The sequence below is a fragment of the Ruminococcus sp. FC2018 genome (assembly GCF_000621805.1).
Classification (GTDB): domain Bacteria; phylum Bacillota; class Clostridia; order Oscillospirales; family Ruminococcaceae; genus Hominimerdicola.
The window spans coordinates 26219-45110 of the sequence record NZ_JHXH01000009.1; the positions used below are offsets into that span (position 1 = coordinate 26219).

An 18892-nucleotide genomic window follows, 5' to 3' on the forward strand; every position below is an offset into this window, starting at 1 on the left:
CCTCCGTTTATGTCGTTTATCTTACAAAAATCAGAAGCACCGTTACCACCATTATGCAAACGCCGTAGATAAGCACCATAAAGAATCTTGCCATGCCTTTTTTTCGTATGCAGCTGTCTGTCAGCATGGAGATAAGTGCAGTGTATGCAAGAATGTAATAAAAAATGCTGTTCACATTCACCCACCGTGACAAAACTCCAAGTCCCAGCGCAAGCACAAGGCACAATGCGGTGACTATGGCTGTGACGGTCAGGGCGGTCTTTTTGCTTTTTTCGTCCATATGCGTATTAAATCAGATGAACTGTGTGCCGATACCCTCGTTGGTGAGCAGCTCGATAAGTATGGAGTGAGGTATTCTGCCGTCGATGATAGATGTCTTTCTGACGCCTCGTCTGACAGCCTCCACACAGCAGTCTATCTTGGGTATCATTCCGCCGCTGATGATGCCTTTCTTTTTCAGATAAGGCACCTCGCTGACGTTGACCGTGGGGATAAGGGTGGAATCGTCGTCCTTGTCCTCTAAAAGACCTACGATGTCGGTCATAAGGATAAGGTTTTCCGCTCTCAGACAGGCAGCTATGCGTGAAGCTGCGGTGTCTGCATTTATGTTATAGCTGTGTCCGTCTTCACCGATACCCACGGTGGAGATTATGGGCACATAGCCGTTATTTATAGCGTCGATTATAGGCTTTGTGGTTATTTTTTTGATGTCTCCCACATATCCCAGGTCTACCTCGCCCATAAGCTTCTGGGCAACTATCATCTGTCCGTCGCAGCCGCAAAGACCAAGAGCTTTGCCGCCGTGCATCTGAAGTGCGCTGACAAGCTCCTTGTTGACCTTGCCGCAAAGCACCATTTTCACTATGTCGATAGTTTCCTCGTCGGTGTAGCGCAGCCCGCCGATGAATTTGCTTTCCTTGCCCACACGCTTGAGCATTGCATTTATCTCCGGTCCGCCGCCATGGACAAGCACCACCTTTATTCCTACCATGCTCAGAAGCACGATATCATTCATGACTGCATCTTTAAGCTCGTCGTTGGTCATTGCATTTCCGCCGTATTTAACAACCACGATCTTGTCGTGATACTTCTGGATATACGGCAATGCGTCGATGAGCACCTGCGAGCGCATATTGTTTTTCAGTTCCATTTTACCTACTCCCCATCTTCCTTATATTCTTCATCTGTGGCAAGCAGAGCGTCCATAGTAAGCTGGTCGGGAAGCTCAAGCTCGTCCATCTGTGCATCTGTTTTTTGTTTGTGCAGCCCCTCGCCGTAGTCTGTAACGATGGTCCTTTGGTATTTCCTTTGGGGCGCAGCGGCAGTTTTTATCTCGCCGTAGCCGGAGCTGTTTTCGCTTATAAACTCGTTCCTCAGATCTCTGTCCATTATAAGTGTCCTGATGATCTGGAATGCCTGAGAAAAATCCCTTGTCATATATATCCCGCAGTGCTGATACGCTCCGCCGAAGATAACGGGGTATTCAGGCTCGCTTGTGGCGAAGATAACATTTCCGATCTTTGGTCCCCGCTTTTCCGGGATAACGTAGATTATATCGTTTATATCCGTTATGTTCACATCGTCCCTATGCCTTGCGATTATCCGCTTGTCGGTTATAAGATATTTTATCTTTCCGATCGCTTCAAGGTCAGGACTGGTGTCTATAAAATGCCAGTATAACAGCACACCGGTCGTATAAACAAACGGAAACGCCAGTGCAATAAGAATAAGCGCAGTTCTGGAGGTGTCGTTGAGCCACATTATAAACAAAGTTACTGCCGCTATGACAACGATCACAAGCGTGACAATAGACTTTATGTCAAAGTATCTTTTCAGGATCTTTGTATGCTTCTTTTTCTGCTTTGGCACCTTTCCCGAGCACTCGAACATTATCCTTTCGCCGCTTAGCAGATAGGCTCTGTAAAGCTTGATTATCCGCTGGTTTTCCTCCCGTGAAACAATGGTGTTGACGGGTGAATTATATCTTAATTCAAGCTCGCCGTTTATGCCGTAATTCTTGTAATACATAGCTTTCTCCCCTTGTTCTCCCTTTGTTCTTTAATTTTGTTTTTTCTTCATTCTCTCCCGGTATTTATAATATCTTTTATGTAGTTTCTTTCTTAGCTCTTCTTCCTGTGATTTTTCCTCATCACTCAGCTCATAGCCCTGCACAGGTTCTCTGCTGCCGGTAAGAAGGATCTGCCGGTTCTTATACAATTTCCTGTTGAAATCATATTCCGTTTTTGTCTACCAACTGAAAGAGAACCGCCCGTCAGCTCCTGTAATCTCCGTTTATCTTAACGTAATCGTATGTCAGGTCGCAGCCGTAGGCAGTTGCCTTGCCGTCGCCGTCACCCACGCTTACAAGGATCTGTATCTCATCCTCAACAAGGACTTTCTTTGCCGTTTCCTCAGAGAACTCAACCCCTGCGCCGTTGGTGCAAACGTGCACTTCGCCTGCTTTTGAGCGCAGCTTTACGTCAACTTTATCTATATCAAATTCCGCATCTGCATAACCTATGGCGCAAAGCACACGTCCCCAGTTTGCATCTGCGCCGAACATAGCGCACTTAAAAAGGGGAGAGCAGATAACGCTCTTTGCAATAACGATAGCTGTGTCAAGGTCCTTTGCTCCGCTGACGGTACATTCAAGGAGCTTTGTTGCGCCCTCTCCGTCCTTTGCCAGCATTTTTGTAATGTTCATCATCACGATGTAAAGAGCTTTTCTGAACTTGTCAAAAGCCTCGCCATCCGTGGTTATCTCATCGTTGCCTGCAAGTCCGTTTGCCATTACTGCAAGGGTGTCGTTGGTTGACTGGTCACTGTCAACACTAAGGCAGTTGTATGTTATCTTAACGTTTTCCACCAGAGCCTTTTTCAGCATCTCAGGTGATACTGCACAGTCAGTTGTGACTACGTTAAGGGTGGTTGCCATGTTGGGGTGTATCATTCCGCTGCCCTTGCCCATTGCGCCCATACGGCATATTCTGCCGCCAACTTCAAACTCAACGGCAACTTCCTTTTTCACGGTGTCTGTGGTCATTATCGCTGTGGCAGCTTTAACGTTACCGTCATATGACAGCCCTGAAAAAAGCTCGTCTATCTTTCTTTCCACAGGCTCGATGGGGAATATCTGTCCGATAACTCCTGTCTGTGCCACAAGCACTTCTTCGGGTTTTATGTTCATTCTTTCTGCCACAAGCTCACACATCCTGTAAGCCTTCTGCTCGCCGTCGGCATTGCAGGTGTTGGCATTTTTTGAGTTGAGTATGAACGCCTGTGCTTTACCACCGGTGGCAGAAAGGTTTTTCTGTGACACGGTCACAGGTGCGCCTTTGACTTTATTTTGTGTGAATACCGCTGCCGCATTGCACATTCTGTCGCTTGTCACAAGGCACAGGTCGTTTTTGGTGTTGCTTATAGGGCTTTCGTTGCCGTCGTTTCCGGCATGGGGGTCCTTTATGCCGCAGTACAGACCGTTAGCTTTGAAGCCTCGGGGCGCACATATTCCCCAGTCGATATATTCAAATCCTTCAAATTTCTCCTTAGTGATTTCCTTGCTCATTTTAAAACACCTCAATATATTTATGGTTCTGTTCCAACGTATTCAATAATGTTGCTCACACGCACATAGCCGTTTCCATCGTGCGCTACAAGATACACCCTGTGTATCCCCTCGCTTCCCTTTCGCCACTGATACTGCGTTTCAAGCGTCAGCTCATTTTCAGCACCGCTGCCGAGACCACACACTTTTGCGTGTCAAGCTTTGCACTCGTCACCGTGTTGTACGGCTCGTTGGGTGCTGTGCAGTAAAGCAGCACCAGATTTTTTTCAGGAACTCCGCGCAGCTCGCTTTTATTGTAGTAAAAAGCTATCTGTCCATCGTCAACGCCGTCATATTCCACCTCTATCGGCGAGCCGATAAGCCCCACCACGCGGTTGTGAAGAACGTGCATGCTTTCCGAAAGTGATGCCTTGCGCTCTATGTCGCCGCTGCACTTTCCCGAAAGCTCCACCTTTGTAAGCTCGGGCTTTTTATCGTTGTTTATCTCCAGTGTCAGTACTTGCCGACCACTATTGTCAGCCGCCTCACTCTCGCTTGCCTGTCTGCTTGAAGTATTGCTCTCACTCTGCTGCGAGAATGATACATCACCCTCGCTGCCGCCCTTTTCAGACTCACCGCACGATGCAAACAGCATACATACGCACATAACTGCTGCCATAAGCCTGCTTTTCAATTTTTGTCCTCCTGTTTTGTTATCTTAGCATCTTTTTTATGTATACCGCATAACTCATCGCCTCGCCGCAGTACGCCCCGTACTGTTCGATCGATCAGTTATCTGCGCCTTATCATCTCGTTATGTTAAGTGTCTATCCTGACCATTTCGGTGATCGTCTTGTTCCTGTATATCAGATCCTGCCGTGAGGTAAAACCGCTTTTTTCCCAGAAAGCATTTCCGGCTGTATTCTTTGAAAATACGACCAGAGCCGTCTTGTTGATGCCCAATGATTTCAATGCCCCCATAGCTTTGTTTACAAGCCTTGTGGCAATTCCCTGATGTCTGTGTTCAGGGTCAACTGCTGTGTGGTAGATATAGCCTCTTCTTCCGTCGCTGCCTGCGATTATCACGCCGACGATCTTGTGGTCATCCTGTGCAACAAAGCAGGTATCGGGATTTCTGTTCAGAAACCTTTGTATTCCCTCTTTTGAATCGTCTAAATTATTCAGCCCCATTCCCGCACAGGACAGCCACAGCTTGTAAACCTGTTCATAATCGGATATATCCATTATTCTGTATTCTATCATTTTGTTTACCCTGAATTTTTTGTTCGTAAAACTCTTGCTCGGTTTTTATGTTTTGGGGGCTTTCCGGTCGCCCCCATACCCCTTCGGGCTATCTTTACTACAAAGCAATTATGTTTTTACTCCAGTCCCGTTGCCTCGTCCAGACCCAGCATAATGTTCATGCACTGCACCGCCGCACCGCTTGCACCCTTTCCCAGGTTGTCAAGCCTTGAGCAAAGCAGTATCTGTTCGTTATTTCCGCAGACAAATATCTGCATATTGTTTGTCCCGGCAAGGGTGTTGGCAGGCAAAAAGCCGTCAGCCAGAGTTTCCTTTCCGCCAAGCTCCATTACTTTCACAAAGTGCTGACCTGCATAGTGTGCGCTCATTATCTCGTGTATATCTGCAGGGGAATATTTGTTAGTCAGACACCTGCTCACCAGCGGCAGAGTCACCACCATTCCCGCAAAGTAATCGTCAACGATAGGATTGAACATGGGCGGATATTTCAGACCGCAGACCGCCTGCATCTCGGGAAGATGCTTGTGGGTCTGACCCAGGGCATACTGGCGGGGGGAGCACATTTCTTCCGTCTTGTCCTCGCTTTCGATAGCCGCTATCATCTTTTTTCCGCCGCCGCTGTAACCGGACACCGCATGGCAGGTAACAGGGTAGTCCTGCGGAAGAACTCCCGCTTTCACAAGGGGATAGCACAGCGAGATAAAGCCGCTGGCATAGCAGCCGGGCACAGCAACTCTTTTTGAATTGCGGATATTCTCCCTGTGTTTCTCGCTCAGCTCCGGGAAGCCGTAGTCCCAGTCGGGATTTGTTCTGTGAGCTGTTGAAGCGTCAATGATACGCACATCGGGATTTGTGCAAAGGCTTACAGCCTCTTTTGCGGCAGCGTCGGGCAGACAGAGAAATGTTATGTCCGAGCTGTTGATAAGCTTTGCCCTTTCTGCGCTGTCCTTGCGCTTGTCCTCATCTATCAGCAGTATCTCAAGGTCATCACGCTTTGCAAAACGCTCAAATATCTTCAGACCTGTGGTACCTTCTTTTCCGTCAATAAAAACCTTTGTTTTCATTTTACTTTCTCTCCTAATCATCAAGGATCTTTTTGTATTTTTTATCCTCATGGAGCTTTTTGTCACGCTTTTGTTTTTTGCGCATTTCAAGCAGCTCCCTGTCTGCAAAAATGTTTCCCATGCCGCTGCCGAATAGTATGCAAAAGCCTGTGACAACCAGCACATTCGGCACTATCGCTCTCACAGAGGGGATAAGGACATACTCAGCGGCAATTATGGGTATTATGCCAAATGGCATTACCGGGGTGATACCGTTGTGCTTTGCGAATTTGAAACACAGCACAAATGTACACACGGGATACACCAGCATAAATCCCAAAAGCACCGTGAGCCCGTAGGGGATAATGTAGTCCGCCAGCATATACAGCAGATTGAATATCCCTGCCCATATCAGCACAAACAGCACTGCCCACAAGCCCGGTCTTTTTTCAATGGCATTGTGTGGTACTTTGGCTTTAGTATTTTTCAATGGCTTTTTCAACATATTCTATCTGTTCCTTTACACGCTCGGGAGCAGGACCGCCTTCGCTTTTTCTTTGCATAACGCAGGTATCAAGGTTTATAGCGTCAAACACATCGCTTTCAAACTTGTCGCACAGCTCCTTATAACACTCAAGCTCCAGTGTTTCCAGGGTACAGCCCTTTTCGATACAGGTGTGTACCAGTGTTCCGGTTATTTTATATGCATCTCTGAAAGGCATACCCTTTTTAACCAGATAATCTGCGCAGTCTGTGGCGTTGATAAAGCCCTTTGCCGCAGCCATCCGCATATTTTCCGAAAGGACTTTCATGGTTGCCAGCATAGGGTCAAAGGTGACCAAGCAAAGCTTAACGGTGTCTATTGCGTCAAATATTGCTTCCTTGTCTTCCTGCATATCCTTGTTGTACGCAAGGGGGATACCTTTCATCATTGTCAGAAGCGTCATAAGGTCGCCGTAGACTCTGCCTGTTTTGCCACGGATAAGCTCGGTAACGTCAGGGTTCTTTTTCTGGGGCATTATCGAAGAGCCTGTTGCGTAGGCATCGTCAAGCTCCACGAATTTGAATTCCCATGAGCACCAGAGAATAACCTCCTCGGAGAACCTTGAAAGGTGCATCATAAGAATGGAAAGTGCCGAGCACAGCTCACAGCAGAAATCTCTGTCCGAAACGCCGTCAAGGGAATTCTGAGTTATCTGTGCAAATCCCAGCAGGTCGCATACTCTCTGTCTGTCTATGGGATATGTTGTTCCGGCAAGTGCACCGCTGCCAAGAGGCATTGTGTCGGTCCTGTCGTAGGCATCCTTCAGCCGTCCCAGGTCTCTTACGAACATATTTGCATATGCCATAAGGTGGTGGGCAAAAGTTATTGGCTGTGCCCTCTGGAGGTGGGTATAGCCGGGCATAATGGTAAGGGTGTGCTTTTTGGCAATGTCAGTTACCGTCTGTGTGAGCTTTTTCAGCAGGGCGATGATCTCCCTTGTTTCATCTTTAAGGGTCATTCTTACGTCCAGGGCGACTTGATCGTTTCTGGATCTTGCAGTGTGCAGACGCTTTCCGGTGTCACCCAGTCTTTTTGTCAGCTCTGCCTCCACAAACATATGTATATCCTCGGCATTGGGGTCAAACTGAAGCTTGCCGCTGTCTATATCGCTGAGGATCTCCTTTAGTCCTTTTACGATAGTTTCGCTTTCGGACTTTTCAATAATTCCGCACTCGCCAAGCATTACAGCGTGAGCTATTGAACCGGTTATGTCCTGCCTGTACATCCTTGCATCGAATTTTATGGATGAGTTGAAGTCGTTGACCCTTTCATCCGCCTCTTTTGTAAATCTTCCTGCCCACATTTTCTGAGACATTGTCTTTACCGTCCTTTTACTTTATTTGTTTGTCTGTGCCGGCTAAAAAACGAGCGGGCAAAACAACTCATTCGCAGAGTTGTCCTGCCCTGAAAATTCTCAATGGAAAGCCCGATATCTTTTTTTCAAAACGGGCATCCTGTGATCGGACATTACTGCTCTTTTTCGTGCTGTTCAAGAAGCTTGCAGATGTCGATCCCGTTTATCTTCAGCCCGTCGATCTTACATTCTGTGATCTCAACGTTTGAAAGATCGCAGTGTATAAATTGTGAGTTTTTAAGATCCGGGTTTTTGAACTCAACGTTGTTCATTATGGAACAGCCGAAGCGTGTGTTGCTCAGATTTACCCCAAGGAACTTGGAATCGACCATATAAATATCCGTAAAGCTTGTGCCTCTCATATTAACGTCGTCAAACTTTGCGTTGTCCATATTCACATCGCTGAAAGTAGCTTCCTTGAGATTAACGTTCTCAAAGGTAGCACTTCCCAGGTTAACGTCTTCAAAAGTTGAGTTCGGAAGACTGTCGTAGGATATTTCCACTTTCTTATCTATTGCGGGTTCAAAAGTATTTATAACATCAGACATGGTAAAGCCTCCTTAAAAAATCAGTAATGTTAGATATGCTTAACGGTCCCTTCTGCGGCGTATGCCATGGGATCACTTGTTCTTTCTTTTCTGCTCCAGCTTTGCTCTTACCTTGATAGGCAGACCAAAGAGATTGATAAATCCTGCGGAATCAGCCTGATTGTATACATTGTCCTCGTCAAACGTAGCAACTTCCTCATCATAGAGGGTGTATGGCGAGGTAACACCTGCATTTATCATGTTGCCCTTGTAGAGCTTCAGCTTAACATCACCTGTAACGGTCTTCTGAGTTTCTGTAACGAATGCGCTCATAGCCTCACGCAGAGGTGTGAACCACTGACCGTTGTAAACGATGTCTGCGAACTTGATGCTCAGGTACTGCTTAACTCTTGAGGTTTCCTTGTCAAGGGTGATAGTCTCCAGCACCTCGTGAGCCTTGTAAAGAATAGCTCCGCCCGGTGTCTCATAAACGCCTCTTGACTTCATGCCCACCAGTCTGTTTTCCACCAGGTCTGCAAGACCGATGCCGTTTGCACCGCCCAGCTCGTTGAGCTTAGCAACAAGCTGCTTGCCGTTCATCTCTACTCCGTCAACAGCGGTAGGTATACCCTTTTCAAAGTGGATAGTTACATATGTAGGCTTGTCGGGAGCCATGATCGGTGATACGCCCAGCTCAAGGAAGCCCGGCTTTTCGTACTGCGGCTCGTTTGCAGGATCTTCAAGATCCAGACCTTCATGTGAAAGGTGCCACAGGTTCTTGTCCTTGGAATAGTTGGTCTCTCTGTTTATCTTCAGAGGAATATTGTGTGCCTCGGCATAGTCGATCTCTTCATCTCTTGATTTGATGTCCCAGATCCTCCACGGAGCAATTATCTCCATGTCAGGAGCGAATGCCTTGATAGCCAGCTCGAATCTGACCTGATCGTTGCCCTTTCCTGTGCAGCCGTGGCAGATAGCATCTGCGCCCTCCTTGATAGCAATCTCTGCTATTCTCTTTGCGATTATAGGTCTTGCAAAGGATGTGCCCAGCAGATACTGGTTCTCGTAAACTGCTCCTGCCTGTACGGTGGGGAACACATAATCCTGTATAAATTCCTCTGTAAGATCCTCGATATAAAGCTTTGAAGCACCTGTTTTCAGTGCCTTCTCCTCAAGTCCGTCAAGCTCGGTGCCCTGTCCCACATCTCCTGAAACAGCGATCACTTCACAGTTGTTATAGTTCTCTTTGAGCCACGGGATGATGATAGATGTATCAAGTCCTCCCGAATATGCCAGAACTACTTTTTTGATCTCCTTAGCCATAGTAAATTTCCTCCGTCTTTCGTTATTGTAAGGTGCACAAGCGTACAACATCTGTGCATATCATATGTTGTTAAGCATATTATACACCTTTATGAAGTATTGTCAAGGGGATATACAAATATTTTTTAAAAATATACATTATTTTTGCAATTTTAATGAATATTCAAGAGAAATATTCATTAAAATATACATTTTCGTATATCTGCACCGTATATCTCCGTAAACTTAACAATATTATACCACTTTTCAAACGAAATTGCAACAGTAAAAAGCTTGCAATTTCAAGTTTTTTGGTGTATAATCATAAAAAAGAAAGGCGGTAAAGCGTATGTCTGATAAAATGAACGAACTGGGATTTGAAAAGCTCTCCGGAGAGCAGATACTGTCTATGGATATCAACCCTTTCAAGCGCATAGGACAGGATTGGATGCTGGTGACGGCAGGTGACGAAAAGGGTTGGAACACCATGACGGCATCATGGGGATTTGCCGGGGTCATGTGGGGAAAAAACGCAATAGCTGCAGTTATACGTCCACAGAGGTATACCAAAGAGTTTATAGACAAAAGCGAGTATTTCAGCGTTTGCTTTTTTGGAGAGGAGTATAAAAAGGCACTTGCGTTCTGCGGTGGAAACAGCGGAAGGGATTTTGACAAGGCAAAGGAGACCGGTCTTGTTCCCGTGTTCACCGACGGTTCCACTGTCTTTGAACAGGCAAGCGTAGCGTTTGTCTGCAAGAAGCTGTATGCACAGGCAATGAAAGCTGAGTACTTTACCGATAAGTCCCAGATAGATGCCTGGTACAATGACGGCGGCTTCCACACCGAGTATATCGGAGAAATAGTTGCGGCATATGTAAAAAAATAATGACCTGCTTGACAAAAACAGGCGTGTGTGTTATATTAACTTTAATATGTGAAGTGCGGTGACGGGAACAAGTAAGCGGCTGTACCGGGCGTTCAGAGAGCTCTCGGCTGGTGAAAGAGAGTACGCAGGCAGTTGGTGAATACATCCCCGAGTATACCCGGTGACAATGTAGTCGGGTGCGGTTTGCCCCCGTTACAGGGCGGAGTTGACAGCGTCAACTTCTGAGGTCTGCTTTGCGAAAGGCAGATAAAACGAGGTGGTACCACGATTCATTCGTCCTCTGATAGGCTAAGGCTTATCGGAGGCTTTTTTATATACACTTGAAAGGGTGTGATGGATTGTTCAGAGAAATGAGACGGCAAAAGCAGGCGATCAGCCGGCAGGAGTGTATCGATCTTTTGAAAAGGGAAACCAGAGGCGTTCTTGCAATGGCCGGTGATGACGGTTATCCTTACTGCGTGCCGATAAATCATTATTACAGCCAGGACGACGGAAAGATATACTTTCACGGAGGAAAGACAGGGCACCGAGTTGATGCGGTAAAGGCTTGCGACAAGGTATGTTTCACGGTGTACGACAAGGGATCCGTGAAAGACGGAGACTGGGCGCTGAGTGTGAAGAGTGTTGTGGTTTTCGGTCGGATAAGGATTGTTGAGGACTTTGACAAAGCTGTTGAGCTTTGCAGACAGCTGAGTTACAAGTTTACAGATGATGAAAGCTATATTGATGAAGAGATCCGCAAATGCGCAAAAGCAACTGTTGTCATGGAGCTCGAGATAGAGCATATGACCGGAAAACTCGTCAATGAGAAATAGCAGGGGAGAATGGCTGTGAATTTCGGATTTTCATATGTGGGACTTGTTTTTCTGATAATGCTTTTTGTACCTAATATTATCTGGAGCAAAAATCAGCCTGAGGGCTACGAACAGTACGCCGATAAGGAGAACAAAGTCCTGCTTTTGTTAGAAAGAACAGGGGAGGTGCTGGTAAGTACCCTGTGCCTTATATTCAGTGATTTTAATATCCACGGATTTACAAAGCATAGTATTTTCCTGGGTGCGGCATTTGCCCTGATGATACTCTATGAGATATACTGGATACGCTATTTCAGAAGCGAAAAGACCATGGCGGATATGTACTCGGCAATACTGGGTATCCCTGTGGCGGGAGCGACTTTGCCGGTGCTTGCGTTTTTTCTGCTGGGCGTTTACGGAAAAAATATCCCGATGATGATAGCAACTGTTATTCTCGGCATCGGGCATATAGGAATACATCTTCAGCATAAAAATCAGATCAAATAAAAATGGAGGAAAAGAAAATGACTTGTTACGAAGAACTTGTAAGACGTGGGCTTATCGCTCAGGTCACAGACGAAAAAGAGATCAGCAATATGATCGACAACGGCAAAGCCACATTCTATATTGGCTTTGACCCCACCGCAGACAGCCTTCACGTTGGTCACTTTATGGCGCTTTGCCTGATGAAAAGACTTCAGATGGCAGGCAACAAGCCTATTGCACTTATCGGCGGCGGAACGGGAATGATCGGAGACCCTTCCGGTAAAAGCGACATGAGAAAAATGCTAACAAAGGAAACTATCCAGCATAACGTTGATTGCTTTAAAAAGCAGATGAGCCGCTTTATCGACTTTTCCGACGGCAAGGCTATGGTGGTGAACAATGCCGACTGGCTGCTGGATCTTAACTATGTTGATGTTCTGCGTGAGGTGGGAGCCTGCTTCTCGGTAAACAAGATGCTTTCCTTTGAATGCTACAAACAGCGTATGGAGAGAGGTCTTACCTTCCTTGAGTTCAACTATATGATAATGCAGTCCTATGACTTCTATATGCTCTATCAGAAATACGGCTGTAATATGCAGTTCGGCGGCGATGACCAGTGGGCAAATATGCTGGGCGGTACGGAGCTTATCAGAAAGAAGCTGGGCAAGGATGCTCACGCTATGACAATTACTCTGCTGCTCAATTCAGAGGGTCAGAAAATGGGCAAGACCGTGGGCGGAGCAGTATGGCTCGATCCTGAAAAGACATCTCCTTACGATTTCTATCAGTACTGGAGAAACGTTGACGATGCCGACGTTATCAAGTGCCTCAAGCTGCTGACTTTTGTTCCTATCGAGCAGATCGAGGAAATGGAAAAGACAATGCAGGGTGCAGAGCTGAACAAGGCTAAGGAGCTGCTTGCTTTTGAGCTGACAAAGCTTGTACACGGCGAGGAAGAGGCTAAAAAGGCTGACGATGCAGCAAAGGCTATCTTTGCAAAGGGCGGTGTCAGCGATGATATGCCTACCACCGAGATAGACCAGACTGAGCTTGACGGGGGAAAGATGGGAATACTTACCCTTTTGGTAAAGTGCGGACTCTGCCCGTCAAACGGCGAAGCAAGAAGACTTGTGACACAGGGCGGTGTCAGCGTGAACGATGAAAAGGTCACCGACCCCAAGATGATGATAGATATGGCTGATGCAGTTATCATCAAAAAGGGCAAAAAGGTATTCCACAAGGCAGTTGCAAAATAAAAACAGGCATAAAAAAGTCCCCCGCAGATGCGGGGGATATTTTTTTGTCAGAATGTCATTTCCACAAAGTTGGTGTCGGTGTTGAAGAAATCCACATTGTAAAGCAGTATCACCTTGTCAATGTTGTTTTGCTTTACATATTCCGCAACGGTCAGCTTCTGCATATGATAATATCTCATATCCATCATCGTTACGTCCGAATACATACTTGTGAAATAAGGCATTGCACAGTTTGCGTAGCTGTCTTTGAGGATAAGCACCTTTTTGTCCTGCTGTGCGTTATCCGCCTTTATCTCAACAACAGGGAAGTTGCCGCCAAGGAAGGTGGAATACTTGTCCTTTTTGTCCTCAAAGGAACTGTCAAAAAGTGTGTCGGTGGTCTTGTTCTGATCCACGTATTTTACAGTGAGCTTGTTGTTTTTGTCGGTATAAAGCTTCATGGTGTCCTTTGAAGAAAATGCAGAAGGAGCCTTTGAGTAAAGGGTACCCATAAAATCCTTCAGCTCTTTGACGTCATACTCCGCTTTCAGCTCGTCCTCGCCCAGGAATTTCATAAACCCGTCAAAAGCGACCCTTGCCCCGTCAGAGGTCCAGTGGTGGTCGGTCTTATAGTAGGTCTGAGTGCCGTCAGCCACCGCCTTTTTCAGCTCGTCCATAGGGCAGTAGAACTTTATGCTCTTGTCAAGCCCCGACTTTATCTTGTCGATAGTCTTCTGCTGATCTTCGGTGTTGTTTACCGAGGGTAGCTTGTCGCTCATAACGCTTATGCTGTTTGGCACAAGCATGAAATCTACCTCTGTGCCCTTGCAAAGCCCTGCCAGCTCGTTTACATAACCGATGTTCTTATTTACCTGTACCGGGAATTCCTTGTAGTTTTGCAGGTAGTACCCGTCGCTTCCGAAGTAAACACCGTTTTGCAGATTATGCATAAGCAGTCTGTCCGTGTCGGTTTTAAGTGTGACCAACGAGTCCTTGAAAGGAAGCTGGTCGGACATATAGCTCTCCAGCTCCTGTGTGAACTTTCCGTCTTTGAGCTGTTTCCAGGAAAACTCGGGAAACTGTGCCAGGTTGCGGTTCTCCATTTCCGAGAACTGCCTGTCCTTTGTAAAGAAGGTCCACACACAGAATCCCATTATAAAGATTATAAAGATGCTGACCATAATGATCTGCGATATTTTTTCCGTTTTTTTGCTCATTACAGTCACCTCCTAAAATCTGAAATAAAGGAACGGGTTAAAGGAATTACCTGCAAGATATGCCGTGGAGATAAGGAGTATCGCCATGACCATAAGTGGCTGCAAAACGCAGCTGTAAACCGCAGGGACAGCCTTTTTCAGCTTTTCGCCTATCTTTCTGATAAGCGGAGTGGATGTGAAAATGAGTATCACGAAGGTGACTGCATAGCCTGCAAACCACACTAAAGTCTGGTGGTTTACAAAGTCTATTCCCGACAGCCCGAACATATTTTTAAAGTTCTGCGACAGCTTCCCGAAGTCGTCAAATGCAAAGATACCCCAGCCGATGACTATAAGTATCAGCGCATAGATATGACCGATAAACTTAGGTATCTTTTTTAGTGCGTTGAGCAGGAAAAGCTTTTCGCAAAGAAGGATCACTCCAAAGTAAACTCCCCAGATCATAAAGTTCCAGTTTGCGCCGTGCCAGAAGCCGGTGAGGAACCATACTATCATGATGTTGACGCACTGTCTTACCTTGCCCTTGCGGTTGCCGCCCAGAGGGATATAGACGTAATCCCTGAACCAGCTTGAAAGGGACATATGCCACCTTCTCCAGAACTCTGTGATAGAGTTTGAGATGTAGGGGTAGTTGAAGTTTTCCAGAAAATCAAATCCGAACATCTTGCCCAGACCGATAGCCATATCCGAGTAACCGGAAAAGTCAAAGTATATCTGGAATGTGTAAGCGATTATCCCCATCCATGCGGCTGTTACCGACATCTGATCCTGTGGGGCGTTGCTTATTGCGTCAAACAGTGCACCGATGCTGTTGGCAAGGATGACTTTTTTACCAAGTCCGATAGCAAACCTGTGAACGCCCTGAGCGAAGTTGCTGATGGTCTCTTTGCGCTTTGCCATCTGTTCGGCAACGTCCTTGTATCTTACTATAGGACCGGCGATGAGCTGTGGGAAAAGCGCAACGTAAGTGCCAAGGGTCAGATAGTTTTTCTGAGCCTTTACGTCTCCTCTGTAAACATCGATAACGTAGGAAAGGGTCTGGAAGCTGTAAAAGGATATGCCTATAGGCATCACAAGCCCCATTTTCTCTATGCTCAGACCGAAAATGTTATTTGCGTTTTCAATGAAGAAGTTTGTGTACTTAAAGAACAAAAGCAGTCCCATGTTCCACAGTATCGCCACAATAAGCGACACCTTTGGGACCCACGGCTTTCGCCCTTGTTTTGTCTTGTCCGCTAAAAGTCCGGTGATATACGCCACAATGGTGGACGCTATCATAAGAAATACGTATATCGGTTCTCCCCATGCGTAAAACACAAGGCTGAATACAAAAAGTATCAGGTTTCGCACCTTGCGTGGGGAGGCGTAATACAGCATTAGGACTACCGGAAGAAACAAAAACAGGAATACCATGCTTGAAAAAAGCATCCGATCTATCACCGTACCTTTGTGTTAAAATGCCATATACATGAAATCGAGCCATGTTCCGCCACTTGGAATGGCGGAGCATGACCGATAAAAATGCAGTATTGATTATTTGCCGATTACCTCTTTAGCCTTGCTGTTGTTGTTTGTAAGGCAAAGGAAAACATAATTTCCGTCAACTACCAGTACAGGATCGTTGAGCTTGTCCATTTCGGCAGGAACATAGTCCTTGAAAGCTGTCTTCTGGTTCTCTATACGTGTCTTGAGAGCGGATTCAATGTCCTTTGCAGCATTTTCGTCCTTTGCCTCAAAGCAGTCGATCTCGTGAGCGGAAGCACCGGAAGCGTCTACCAGGCATACAGCCTTGGTATAAAGATCCTTCTTTACGCCGATTATCTTTTCTATTCTGCTTTCGTCGTACTCTGTCATTGTGCCCTTGACAGCATCGTCAAGTGTATCCTTCACGCCGTTTGCAATAGCATTAAGGTCCTTGGCGGTCTTTTCCTTTGTTTCAACAGCTGTTGTGCTGGTGCTTTTTGAAGAGCCGTCAGAAGTCGAGCTTGAGCTTTCTCCGCAGGATGCGAAGGCTGTTACAGCCAGCATTGTTGCAGCCAGAACTGTGCAGATTATCTTTTTTGTTTTCATAGAATTTTACCTTTCCTTTCCTATTCTCATGTTTCATCTATTATATAGTTCAACCAATACTTGCAATAATCAATGTTAAGGTGTACACCGTCCGGACTTGCCTCCTCGGGAAGTTTTCCGTCCTGACCCATGACCGCCCTGTCGCATTGCAGATAGGTGCAGCTGTTATCGGCGGCAAACTTTTTGATGTACTCGTTAAGTGCCTGAACATTCTTGTTGTTTATTGCATCTCCCTGTTGATCTCTTGATGCAGTCACCGGGAGTATTGATTCAACGTATATTTTTGCATCGGGGCTGTATTTGCGTATGGTGTCCACAAGTTTTTTGTAAAGCTCCACAAAGCTGTCGTAATAGGGCCAGCCCATTTCGTTTGTACCGAAGTTGATGTATACTCTTGAATACTTGTGACCCTGTGCCAGAGCCTGCTCCACAGTACCCATGCTGCCGTTGTCAAGGGCAACTGCCGGGGTTTGGAAAACTGTCTGCACGTTCAGTCCCACAGCGCAGTAGAAAGTCGCCTTGGGCTTGTCACAGATATTGAAAAGTCCCACGGTCCTTGAATCTCCTATGAAAAGAGTGTTTTCAAGCTCATCCTCTGTGTCCTTTGGCTGAGAATAAGGGTGAGTGTTCGGATCCGGGTCTTCCGGCTGGAGCGCAGATGGATCGGCAAGGCTGCTGTCAGCCTGAGAAAGGCTGTCACCCTGTGAGCTGTCGCTTTTTGAAGAGTTGTCTGTGGCAGGAACTGAGTCGCTGCTGCTCTGGCTCCGGGAGTCAGCTGAAAAAGTGAGAAGATCGCTTTTTTTTCCTGCCGAGTGTATTACCCAGCCCACAGCGAAAACGACGCATAAAAGGCAGCACAGCGAAACCATATTCTGCTGCAAACGCACACGGGATCTTTGCTTGCGGCTTTTATCCTTATCCGCTATCATATATCTCTATCCTTACTAATGAATTTTACACACAAAAGTATTATATCACAAAAGGTGAGCTTTTTCAAGAGCAAATGACTATTTTTTCGACTTTATTCACATATTTCCAAAAAGCTGCCAAGCCTTTGGGCTATCTCAGAAACGGGCAGTCCGACCACATTGTAGTATTCCCCGTCTATCCTTTCCACAAGCAGAGAGCCCAAGCCCTGTATGCCATAGGCGCCGGCCTTATCCATCGGCTCGCCGCTTCGGCAGTAATACTCAATATCAGTTTCCGAAAGGGTATGGAATTTGACCTTGGTGCTTACGGAAAACGACAGGAACTTCTTTTTGAAGGCTATTGTCACGCCGCTTATGACCTTGTGCTCCCTGCCCGAAAGGGCACGCAGCATTCTTTTTGCATCCTCCTCGTCGGCAGGCTTGCCATAAATAGCGTTATCGCAGATGACCATAGTGTCGCAGCCGATGACCAGGCTGTTTTCGTAGACCTCAGCTATGCTTTTGCATTTAAGGTTGGAAAGATACTCTGCCGCTTTGTCCACCGAAAGCTCCGGCGGAAGCTTTTCCTCACACTGGGGCGGTATAATGCGAAAAGTGGGACATATCAGATTCAGAAGCTCCTTGCGTCTGGGTGAGGATGAGGCAAGTATAACATCGTATTCTCTCAATTCTTCTCTTACAGTCAATGACATTATAAATTTCCCTTCTTTACTTATTTTTGCACTTTAACAAAAACAGGCGGAAATATCCCGCCTGCTGTTATTTTACACATCAGAGCTTGCTTCCGCACTGTGAGCAGAAAGCAACGCCTGCTTTTTCCCTGTGTCCGCACTGTGAGCAGAAGATAAATTCACCTGTGGGTGCCTCTGTCTTTTCAGGCTGGATCACGGGAGCTTCGGTTTTTTCTTCCTTGACCTCTTCAACTACCTTTGGCTGTTGGGTCTGGTTGGTAACAACATTTTCGTCCAAAGGCTTGTTCTCCTGTTTTCTTTCCGGAACCGGAGGTACGGAAGGGATACCTGCCAGAGGATCCACCTGTGGAGCCTGCTGAGCAGATGCTCCGTTTGCAGCGTCAGCAACCTGTGGTACAGGGGGAACAGGAGGTACTGGAGGTACCGCAGCCTGCTGCTGAGGCGGCTGGAAACCGCCGTTTCCGCCGGGCATCATGTTCTTGTTGGGGTTTGCAGGAGAATTTCCTGCGGAGGCAGGATTAAATGGAGCGCTCTGGTGCTGTGGGTATCCGCCCATAGGAGCGCCGCCCATCATCGGTCCACCCATGGGAACACCCATAGGAGCGCCCATAGGAGCACCCATCGGTGCGCCGTATCCGCCCATCTGGTTCATACCGCCCATAGGCATATTGTTCATAGGCATATCCGGCTGTTTTGTGCCGCAGGAAGGGCAGAAGGTAACGCCCATAGGTATCTGTGCATTGCAGTTGGTGCAAAGCTTGATGCCCTTGATAGCGTTAAGATCTGTGTTGAGCTGCTGAAGTCTTGCAAGGCAGTCATCAATATTACGGCAGGCGTTCTGGATATACTGATCGTCGATCTTATCCTTTAAATTCAGCTTAACATGTCTTCCTATGTCCATGTAAAGCTCATTGATCTGGTTGTGTGTCATCTGGATCTGGTCATTTACAGCCTTTTCCTGGGGGCTGACGTTTGAGAATATTCCCATATGGTTCACCTCATTATC

23 protein-coding genes and 1 other annotated feature are annotated in these 18892 nt (G+C 46.7%); of the genes, 4 read left to right on the forward strand and 19 right to left on the reverse strand.

Features of this window, described 5'->3' with window-relative positions; all coding sequences use genetic code 11:
• Nucleotides 1-16: 16 nt before the first annotated feature.
• The 13 genes from T494_RS0107375 to T494_RS0107430 all read right to left on the reverse strand — a co-directional run bounded on the left by T494_RS0107375 (nucleotide 17) and on the right by T494_RS0107430 (nucleotide 9598).
• Complete coding sequence (locus T494_RS0107375; protein ID WP_028505745.1) at nucleotides 17-280, reverse strand: hypothetical protein; 264 nt, start codon at nucleotides 278-280, stop codon at nucleotides 17-19.
• A gap of 12 nt (nucleotides 281-292) precedes the next feature.
• Nucleotides 293-1150, reverse strand: a complete 858-nt coding sequence (argB, locus tag T494_RS0107380; protein ID WP_028505746.1) for an acetylglutamate kinase — start codon at nucleotides 1148-1150, stop codon at nucleotides 293-295.
• 5 nt (nucleotides 1151-1155) lie between these two features.
• Entirely contained in the window at nucleotides 1156-2028 is an 873-nt protein-coding gene (locus T494_RS0107385; protein WP_028505747.1) for a hypothetical protein, read from the reverse strand.
• 30 nt (nucleotides 2029-2058) lie between these two features.
• Nucleotides 2059-2217: a hypothetical protein gene (locus T494_RS14145; RefSeq protein WP_155984060.1), complete on the reverse strand. Its 159-nt coding sequence runs from the start codon at nucleotides 2215-2217 to the stop codon at nucleotides 2059-2061.
• Nucleotides 2218-2272: 55 nt separating this feature from the next.
• Nucleotides 2273-3565 (reverse strand): bifunctional glutamate N-acetyltransferase/amino-acid acetyltransferase ArgJ, encoded by a 1293-nt coding sequence (gene argJ, locus T494_RS0107395; RefSeq protein WP_037344254.1) that lies wholly within the window; start codon nucleotides 3563-3565, stop codon nucleotides 2273-2275.
• A 20-nt stretch (nucleotides 3566-3585) separates the two neighbouring features.
• Entirely contained in the window at nucleotides 3586-3750 is a 165-nt protein-coding gene (locus T494_RS14150; RefSeq protein ID WP_155984061.1) for a hypothetical protein, read from the reverse strand.
• A complete protein-coding gene (locus tag T494_RS0107400; RefSeq protein ID WP_028505749.1) occupies nucleotides 3714-4238 on the reverse strand; it encodes a hypothetical protein in 525 nt (174 codons plus the stop codon). Before T494_RS0107400 ends, T494_RS14150 begins: the two co-directional genes overlap by 37 nt.
• 125 nt (nucleotides 4239-4363) lie before the next feature.
• Nucleotides 4364-4807 carry a GNAT family N-acetyltransferase gene (locus tag T494_RS0107405; protein ID WP_155984062.1) on the reverse strand — a complete coding sequence of 148 codons (444 nt, stop codon included), beginning with the start codon at nucleotides 4805-4807 and terminating at the stop codon, nucleotides 4364-4366.
• 116 nt (nucleotides 4808-4923) lie between these two features.
• Nucleotides 4924-5871 (reverse strand): N-acetyl-gamma-glutamyl-phosphate reductase, encoded by a 948-nt coding sequence (gene argC, locus T494_RS0107410; RefSeq protein WP_028505751.1) that lies wholly within the window; start codon nucleotides 5869-5871, stop codon nucleotides 4924-4926.
• A gap of 13 nt (nucleotides 5872-5884) precedes the next feature.
• Complete coding sequence (locus tag T494_RS0107415; protein ID WP_155984063.1) at nucleotides 5885-6340, reverse strand: hypothetical protein; 456 nt, start codon at nucleotides 6338-6340, stop codon at nucleotides 5885-5887.
• On the reverse strand, nucleotides 6327-7709 hold the full coding sequence (argH, locus tag T494_RS0107420; protein ID WP_028505753.1) for an argininosuccinate lyase: 1383 nt from the start codon (nucleotides 7707-7709) through the stop codon (nucleotides 6327-6329). The genes T494_RS0107415 and argH overlap by 14 nt, the downstream gene beginning before the upstream one ends.
• 152 nt (nucleotides 7710-7861) lie before the next feature.
• Nucleotides 7862-8296: a pentapeptide repeat-containing protein gene (locus tag T494_RS0107425; RefSeq protein WP_028505754.1), complete on the reverse strand. Its 435-nt coding sequence runs from the start codon at nucleotides 8294-8296 to the stop codon at nucleotides 7862-7864.
• Between the two features lie 72 nt (nucleotides 8297-8368).
• Nucleotides 8369-9598 (reverse strand): argininosuccinate synthase, encoded by a 1230-nt coding sequence (locus T494_RS0107430; RefSeq protein ID WP_028505755.1) that lies wholly within the window; start codon nucleotides 9596-9598, stop codon nucleotides 8369-8371.
• A 328-nt stretch (nucleotides 9599-9926) separates the two neighbouring features.
• Here T494_RS0107430 and T494_RS0107435 point away from each other — a divergent pair, with 328 nt between their 5' ends.
• The 4 genes from T494_RS0107435 to tyrS all read left to right on the forward strand — a co-directional run bounded on the left by T494_RS0107435 (nucleotide 9927) and on the right by tyrS (nucleotide 12999).
• Nucleotides 9927-10463 carry a flavin reductase gene (locus tag T494_RS0107435; protein ID WP_037344257.1) on the forward strand — a complete coding sequence of 179 codons (537 nt, stop codon included), beginning with the start codon at nucleotides 9927-9929 and terminating at the stop codon, nucleotides 10461-10463.
• Nucleotides 10464-10512: 49 nt separating this feature from the next.
• Nucleotides 10513-10747, forward strand: a binding site (T-box leader).
• A 54-nt stretch (nucleotides 10748-10801) separates the two neighbouring features.
• Nucleotides 10802-11278 (forward strand): pyridoxamine 5'-phosphate oxidase family protein, encoded by a 477-nt coding sequence (locus tag T494_RS0107440; RefSeq protein ID WP_028505757.1) that lies wholly within the window; start codon nucleotides 10802-10804, stop codon nucleotides 11276-11278.
• A gap of 9 nt (nucleotides 11279-11287) precedes the next feature.
• Nucleotides 11288-11764, forward strand: a complete 477-nt coding sequence (locus T494_RS0107445; protein WP_028505758.1) for a hypothetical protein — start codon at nucleotides 11288-11290, stop codon at nucleotides 11762-11764.
• A gap of 17 nt (nucleotides 11765-11781) precedes the next feature.
• On the forward strand, nucleotides 11782-12999 hold the full coding sequence (gene tyrS, locus T494_RS0107450) for a tyrosine--tRNA ligase (protein ID WP_028505759.1): 1218 nt from the start codon (nucleotides 11782-11784) through the stop codon (nucleotides 12997-12999).
• 47 nt (nucleotides 13000-13046) lie between these two features.
• On the opposite strand, the gene T494_RS0107455 is transcribed toward tyrS, so the two are convergent.
• From T494_RS0107455 to T494_RS0107480, 6 genes are all read right to left on the reverse strand, one after another.
• Nucleotides 13047-14195: a DHHW family protein gene (locus tag T494_RS0107455; RefSeq protein ID WP_028505760.1), complete on the reverse strand. Its 1149-nt coding sequence runs from the start codon at nucleotides 14193-14195 to the stop codon at nucleotides 13047-13049.
• A gap of 12 nt (nucleotides 14196-14207) precedes the next feature.
• A complete protein-coding gene (locus tag T494_RS0107460) occupies nucleotides 14208-15623 on the reverse strand; it encodes an MBOAT family protein (RefSeq protein ID WP_028505761.1) in 1416 nt (471 codons plus the stop codon).
• 105 nt (nucleotides 15624-15728) lie between these two features.
• Nucleotides 15729-16265, reverse strand: coding sequence for a DUF4358 domain-containing protein (locus tag T494_RS13430; protein ID WP_051540206.1), 537 nt, complete (start codon nucleotides 16263-16265; stop codon nucleotides 15729-15731).
• A gap of 26 nt (nucleotides 16266-16291) precedes the next feature.
• The gene (locus T494_RS0107470) at nucleotides 16292-17194 is read right to left on the reverse strand and encodes a GDSL-type esterase/lipase family protein (protein WP_028505762.1); all 903 of its coding nucleotides are present in this window, start codon (nucleotides 17192-17194) and stop codon (nucleotides 16292-16294) included.
• 92 nt (nucleotides 17195-17286) lie between these two features.
• On the reverse strand, nucleotides 17287-17886 hold the full coding sequence (locus T494_RS0107475; RefSeq protein ID WP_051540208.1) for a Maf family protein: 600 nt from the start codon (nucleotides 17884-17886) through the stop codon (nucleotides 17287-17289).
• A gap of 79 nt (nucleotides 17887-17965) precedes the next feature.
• Nucleotides 17966-18874 carry a zinc ribbon domain-containing protein gene (locus T494_RS0107480; protein WP_028505764.1) on the reverse strand — a complete coding sequence of 303 codons (909 nt, stop codon included), beginning with the start codon at nucleotides 18872-18874 and terminating at the stop codon, nucleotides 17966-17968.
• Between the last annotated feature and the right edge of the window lie 18 nt (nucleotides 18875-18892).

Bases quoted from the DNA above. Each gene is read 5' to 3' on its own strand.
- T494_RS0107425 (WP_028505754.1), bottom strand. From the start codon at position 8,296: ATGTCTGATGTTATAAATACTTTTGAACCCGCAATAGATAAGAAAGTG.
- argB (WP_028505746.1), bottom strand. From the start codon at position 1,150: ATGGAACTGAAAAACAATATGCGCTCGCAGGTGCTCATCGACGCATTG.
- T494_RS0107445 (WP_028505758.1), top strand. From the start codon at position 11,288: ATGGCTGTGAATTTCGGATTTTCATATGTGGGACTTGTTTTTCTGATA.
- T494_RS0107405 (WP_155984062.1), bottom strand. From the start codon at position 4,807: ATGATAGAATACAGAATAATGGATATATCCGATTATGAACAGGTTTAC.
- T494_RS0107430 (WP_028505755.1), bottom strand. From the start codon at position 9,598: ATGGCTAAGGAGATCAAAAAAGTAGTTCTGGCATATTCGGGAGGACTT.
- T494_RS0107480 (WP_028505764.1), bottom strand. From the start codon at position 18,874: ATGGGAATATTCTCAAACGTCAGCCCCCAGGAAAAGGCTGTAAATGAC.
- T494_RS0107375 (WP_028505745.1), bottom strand. From the start codon at position 280: ATGGACGAAAAAAGCAAAAAGACCGCCCTGACCGTCACAGCCATAGTC.
- argJ (WP_037344254.1), bottom strand. From the start codon at position 3,565: ATGAGCAAGGAAATCACTAAGGAGAAATTTGAAGGATTTGAATATATC.
- T494_RS0107475 (WP_051540208.1), bottom strand. From the start codon at position 17,886: ATGTCATTGACTGTAAGAGAAGAATTGAGAGAATACGATGTTATACTT.
- T494_RS0107460 (WP_028505761.1), bottom strand. From the start codon at position 15,623: ATGCTTTTTTCAAGCATGGTATTCCTGTTTTTGTTTCTTCCGGTAGTC.
- T494_RS0107470 (WP_028505762.1), bottom strand. From the start codon at position 17,194: ATGATAGCGGATAAGGATAAAAGCCGCAAGCAAAGATCCCGTGTGCGT.
- T494_RS0107435 (WP_037344257.1), top strand. From the start codon at position 9,927: ATGTCTGATAAAATGAACGAACTGGGATTTGAAAAGCTCTCCGGAGAG.
- T494_RS0107385 (WP_028505747.1), bottom strand. From the start codon at position 2,028: ATGTATTACAAGAATTACGGCATAAACGGCGAGCTTGAATTAAGATAT.
- argC (WP_028505751.1), bottom strand. From the start codon at position 5,871: ATGAAAACAAAGGTTTTTATTGACGGAAAAGAAGGTACCACAGGTCTG.
- argH (WP_028505753.1), bottom strand. From the start codon at position 7,709: ATGTCTCAGAAAATGTGGGCAGGAAGATTTACAAAAGAGGCGGATGAA.
- tyrS (WP_028505759.1), top strand. From the start codon at position 11,782: ATGACTTGTTACGAAGAACTTGTAAGACGTGGGCTTATCGCTCAGGTC.
- T494_RS13430 (WP_051540206.1), bottom strand. From the start codon at position 16,265: ATGAAAACAAAAAAGATAATCTGCACAGTTCTGGCTGCAACAATGCTG.
- T494_RS0107455 (WP_028505760.1), bottom strand. From the start codon at position 14,195: ATGAGCAAAAAAACGGAAAAAATATCGCAGATCATTATGGTCAGCATC.